Source organism: Azonexus sp. GW821-FHT04F04 (assembly GCF_059420025.1).
The window spans coordinates 1-4816 of record NZ_JBWKSX010000024.1; the positions used below are offsets into that span (position 1 = coordinate 1).

The window sequence follows — 4816 nt, forward strand, 5'->3', positions numbered from 1 at the left end:
CTTTCCCGGCAAACCCTTCTAACCCTGCGCTCAACCCGACCGCCCTGACGGGCGTCGGGTTAGCTCCACGTTAGAAGGTTCTGTCCATTATGGCGCTCAAGCTTCTGTCGTCTTCTCTTCGCAGCGTGCTGGTTTTAGCAGCCCGGCTCGGCGTGGGGTGCTTCCGGCTGGCGTCTTCCGGGTTTTACGGAAACCGGTCGCTTGCTCTTGGCTCCGTGCTTGTTTTGGCGCGTCCGCTCAGCGTTTTCGGCGTTGCTACGGTCAACCGGAAATTTCAGCGAAATTCAAAAGCCCTGGGGTTTGGGCGGCTTTCGACTGTCGGGCATTTTCCGGGTGCCGCCGCCGGTCTCGGCTGCTGGCAGTTCGTTGGTGCAGGCGCTTTCTCGGCTGTCTCTTCTAACACTACGGTCAAGGCCGCTCCGGCCTTCGGCCTCCGCTGGACGCTGCGCGATAAAGCGCCGCGCAGCGCCCCTTACCTACAACGTTAGGGGTCATGGGTGGCATCTGACGAACTCCGGGCATCATGGCTGCGCACTGAGGGCTTCTTGCTTGAGGCGCGCTCACATCTATCTGAGGCCGCAGAGGCCATCTGCGCAGATGAAATTGATCAATTCAATCAGTATATTGAGCACAATGAATTTGAGCTCGCACTCGACATGATTGAAAGTGCATTTGAAAAATCCGAGTTTGAGTCGTGGCGGGTCTTAGAACTTATGGCATTCGCCGCCGCAAACATGGGGCTCATAGAGCGCCAAATCGGTTACGACAACACGCTAACCAAAGCCAGGGGTTGGCAATATCAAACGGTGCTCAAAAATGCCCCCTAACACTGCGGTCAAGGCCGCTCCCTACGGTCGCTGGACGCTACGCGATAAAGCTCCGCGCAGCGCCCCTTACCTACAACGTTAGGCACATATGAAAATCTGGCCCGGTCAAACTGAAGATTTCAAGCCCCCTCTCATGTCACCCAAGGAAAAAGGAAATCTGTGGCTGGGTCTTTCTGGCCTATTTCTCGTCCTCGCTGCCGCTTCATACTTTTCTCCCTCATCGGCTCCTGCTACTGGTCGCTGGGCATGGCTTCACAACATCTTCTTCAATCAATTTGGTCCATCAGGAGACTTTGTCCTTTTTCTAGTGCTGGGCTGTGTGGGTGTTCTAGCCGCGCTCAAGCAGTATTCCGCTCACTCAAGCGAAAAAGGCGGCACTAATGCGTAATCCAGCATTGCCTAACAATGCGGTCAAGGCCGCTCCCTCCGGTCGCTGGACGCTGCGCGATAAAGCGCCGCGCAGCGCCCCTTACCTACAACGTTAGACCGCAATGAAGCTCTGGCATCTGATTTTCCGAAGCACATTCGATTGCCCAGAATGTGATGGCACTCTTGAATATGGGCCGGGCACCGGTATTAAAGAGTATTTCGCTGATGCTTACTTGGTTCTGGCTGACCAGTTTGTTTGGGTTGCCTTGGGTGCCCTAATAGGAGGGCTTACATTTTGGTTTTTTGGTGAAATCGTAGGCTTGGCAGTATCCACAGCAATTTGGCTAGCCATTACGCGCTATTTTGCAAAGTTTCAATGTCGGAAATGTGGCGCAGTTTTCAGTTGTTCTGAGTTATTGCAACTTTCCAAGGAGCGTAACAGCAATGAAAAACCTGTCTAACATTCCGCTCCAGCCGACCGTCAAGAAGCTACGCTTTTTGCCGTCGGCTGAGCTTGCACGTTAGAGGTCACAGTGAAAATTCACGGTTACGCTGACGAAGGTCTAAAAATTGAAGAGATCGTGCCTGCTGAGTTGGCCGAAATAACGCTCGTCGCCACACCAGAAGAACTACGGCGCATTGCGAAATTCCTCGAAAACTGTGCAAATGGGATAGAAACTCGCGGCACGTCTTGGGAGCATGAGCACCTTTCCGACAAAGATCGGTTCTTCATGGGCTCTCCTCACTTCGTCGTGTTTAACCCGGAGTGCGGCCAATGACCTCTAACATTCCGGTCAAGGCGCGGCCTTTGGCCGCTGGGACACGCGGCAAGCCGCGTGCCCCTTACCTACAACGTTAGCGTCTTCTTGGTAACCCTGAATGAAACTACCACCCACAACCGAGGAACGAATGAAGTGCCTCTTCATTCCAGGGCCGTTGCTCTTGGCTTTTGCTGGATTCAGCGGCCGTTTCGTTCCTTCCAACTATCAGTGGGTTTCTGTGCTCTTAGCGGCTATCTCAGTTCCATTCGCACTCATGTTCATCGCAGCCAGCTTCCGCACATTCAGGCAATCACGGAGGGAAAAGTAGTGCAAACCTTTCGTCGTCGCCGCACCGCCGCTAACATCCCGCTCCAGCCGACCGTCAAAAAGCTGCGCTTTTTGCCGTCGGCTGAGCTAGCACGTTAGGTGCTTCGTGGCATTACTCTCCGACATTGAAGATCGTTTGTTGGCCATGTGTGAAGGCGATCCCGTAACGATCAAATTGGCTCAAACCACCCTTGGCGTCTGGTATGAGCGAGCCTTTGGAAACACAGAAATCGTTCAAGTTGCCAATCGACTTGCAAAGCTCGGGCTACTGAAGTGGCAACACCGAAGGAATAACAAGCGCTATTTCGCCAAAAGCTTTCCCTGTGGCTGCATTGCAATGGAATCGCTAACGTTTCAAGCAACCAAGGCCGGCGAAGCGCACTTGGCAAAGCCGCGTAAAGTCATCGAGCATTAGGTACGATTACGAGACCCATGTTCACCCTCAATACAAAAGTCATCCTGGCAACATTCAATGGCACCGCTGCTTCGCCAAAAGAGTGTCCGCGTGGCGAAAACTATTGGTTACTTATCGGTAGCACTGGACATATTGCCGAAGCAAAAAATCAAAATGGCCGCGTCCTAGTTCTATTTGACGAGTCGGTTTCCGAAAAGGAGCTACATTGTCACAACCCAGTTCCTAACAGTCTCTACATCCTTGAGTCTGATCTAAAAGCAGTTTCATGACACCGGCTCCTACCATCGCACCTAACATTCCGGTCAAGGCCGCTCCCTTCGGTCGCTGGACGCTGCGCGATAAAGCTCCGCGCAGCGCCCCTTACCTACAACGTTAGGCGTTTCACCATGGACCCGTTCTCCATTTCCTCTGCCAACGAATTATTCGCTGCTTTCCCCGAGTGGCGAGCGGTCGCACGTGAGGAACCGGCGGACGATGGGAGTTCATTCCTTGTTATCGAAATCAAGCCTCCCGTTGAAGCACATGTTGAGCACGGGCTTGTTATAGATACATCGAATCAGGAGATCACTGTAGGGTTTGATTGCTACCACTCGCACTTCGATCAATGGGTAGGTGATGGCAATCACTTTGGAACCCAAGCCGCCTTACATTTTGTTAAGCAAGTCGTCAGCGAGCAGGTTGCAGTCATTTCGTGGTGGCAAGGTGAACAGTGGCGTGGCTCTTCGCAGTTAGAGGCCGGTACACAGCCCGAGCAGCCTCAGTGGCAAACACATTTCGACCGTATTCGTATCAGGTCATGGAAAGGCTCCCTCAATGCTGACATCAACGCCTAACATCGCGGTCAAGGCGCTCCCTTCGGTCGCTGGGACACGCGGCAAGCCGCGTGCCCCTTACCTACAACGTTAGGCATCGAAATGTGGAGCGATGACATTCGACCGGAAGACGTAGGGGGCCGCGCAGCAACTGATCGCCTTTTGCCAGAGACTCCTGACAAGGCGTACAGCGTAGCCCACGCGATCAACCATCCATGGTATCGCTGCCAAGCGCTAGCATCCGTTGCTGAAGCGACGAAATCCCGATCGACGGCCCTATCCATACTTACCGAATCATTCTCGGCTGCACGCGAACAAGAAGAACCGAATAGAGTGGTTAGTGTCGCAGCCTGGCCACTTCGGATTCTGGTGAAGATCGATAGAAGTAGAGCAGGCGCTGAATTGGAGGAACTGCTGTCACGAGCATCAACGGAGTCCCATGGGCTTCGTCGGCTCCACGCCCTCAATTCTCTCCTTGGTGCCGTTGCCGAAGATGCTGAGCTCCGGGCGCGTGCGTTCGAGGATTACGTTTCTACAGCGGAGCAATGTCGCGGATGGCGAGCGGAGCGAACGATTGCCTTCATGGCGGAATACATTGCCACAATGGACATTGCTCTTGCCCAGCGGCTCTTGAAATCAAGAGAGAGAAATCGCTTTTCGCTTCACGCTTGGAGCGCTATTGAGAGGCGTGCTGCCGATGCCTAACATCTCGTTCGAGAGGGACGCTACGCCGGCAAGCCGGCTTCGCGCCCCTCAACTTAAACGTTGGGCGTCAAATCATGGCCACTAATCTCTATGGAATAGTCACGACGGCCATTGGCTCTACTTTTTACGTGTTGGGTCTTGTGGCAATGAAGCGTCCCCGTCGTTTCATAGAAGAGCCAATGCCTAGCAAGCCGGGGGGCTGTTTCACAATCGGCTTCTTTGTATTCACGTCGTTATTTTTCGCACTTTCTCTTTTGGGCATACACAGCTACTTCTTTACAGTCAGCGACATGCGAGAATTCCCTTATGTCATCTACCCATCGCTATTTTGTCCAATTTCGTTCTTTTTCTGGTTGTCAGTCCGCTCTGAAAAACGTCACCTTGAACATGGTGAAAAAAATGCCGAACACAAACATTAGCTGCAAGCTGTTTGCAATCCGTCGCCGCCCAACCCGGCGCTCAACCTCGCTCCCTTCGGTCGCTGGACGCTGCGCGATAAAGCCGCGCAGCGCCGGTTAGCTCTACGTTAGAAGGCTTCTGCTTTTTATGCTTCTTCGCTTCCCGTCGCTTGCCCTTGGCTTCGTGCCGGTTTTGGCCCGT

The 4816-nt window shown here is 53.4% G+C and carries 9 protein-coding genes; all 9 read left to right on the plus strand.

The window, feature by feature from the left end; all coding sequences use genetic code 11:
- Window positions 1-89: 89 nt before the first annotated feature.
- The 9 genes from AC07TV_RS22655 to AC07TV_RS22695 all read left to right on the plus strand — a co-directional run bounded on the left by AC07TV_RS22655 (window position 90) and on the right by AC07TV_RS22695 (window position 4635).
- Entirely contained in the window at window positions 90-488 is a 399-nt protein-coding gene (locus AC07TV_RS22655; protein ID WP_494650663.1) for a hypothetical protein, read from the plus strand.
- A gap of 9 nt (window positions 489-497) precedes the next feature.
- Window positions 498-827 carry a hypothetical protein gene (locus AC07TV_RS22660; RefSeq protein WP_494650664.1) on the plus strand — a complete coding sequence of 110 codons (330 nt, stop codon included), beginning with the start codon at window positions 498-500 and terminating at the stop codon, window positions 825-827.
- Between the two features lie 88 nt (window positions 828-915).
- Entirely contained in the window at window positions 916-1215 is a 300-nt protein-coding gene (locus AC07TV_RS22665; RefSeq protein ID WP_494650666.1) for a hypothetical protein, read from the plus strand.
- A 103-nt stretch (window positions 1216-1318) separates the two neighbouring features.
- Window positions 1319-1657: an NfeD family protein gene (locus AC07TV_RS22670; RefSeq protein ID WP_494650668.1), complete on the plus strand. Its 339-nt coding sequence runs from the start codon at window positions 1319-1321 to the stop codon at window positions 1655-1657.
- A gap of 72 nt (window positions 1658-1729) precedes the next feature.
- Entirely contained in the window at window positions 1730-1975 is a 246-nt protein-coding gene (locus AC07TV_RS22675) for an Imm32 family immunity protein (RefSeq protein WP_494650670.1), read from the plus strand.
- 415 nt (window positions 1976-2390) lie between these two features.
- The gene (locus AC07TV_RS22680) at window positions 2391-2699 is read left to right on the plus strand and encodes a hypothetical protein (protein ID WP_494650672.1); all 309 of its coding nucleotides are present in this window, start codon (window positions 2391-2393) and stop codon (window positions 2697-2699) included.
- A 17-nt stretch (window positions 2700-2716) separates the two neighbouring features.
- Window positions 2717-2968 (plus strand): hypothetical protein, encoded by a 252-nt coding sequence (locus AC07TV_RS22685; RefSeq protein WP_494650674.1) that lies wholly within the window; start codon window positions 2717-2719, stop codon window positions 2966-2968.
- A gap of 117 nt (window positions 2969-3085) precedes the next feature.
- A complete protein-coding gene (locus AC07TV_RS22690; RefSeq protein ID WP_494650676.1) occupies window positions 3086-3532 on the plus strand; it encodes a hypothetical protein in 447 nt (148 codons plus the stop codon).
- 758 nt (window positions 3533-4290) lie between these two features.
- On the plus strand, window positions 4291-4635 hold the full coding sequence (locus tag AC07TV_RS22695) for a hypothetical protein (RefSeq protein WP_494650678.1): 345 nt from the start codon (window positions 4291-4293) through the stop codon (window positions 4633-4635).
- Window positions 4636-4816: the final 181 nt, after the last annotated feature.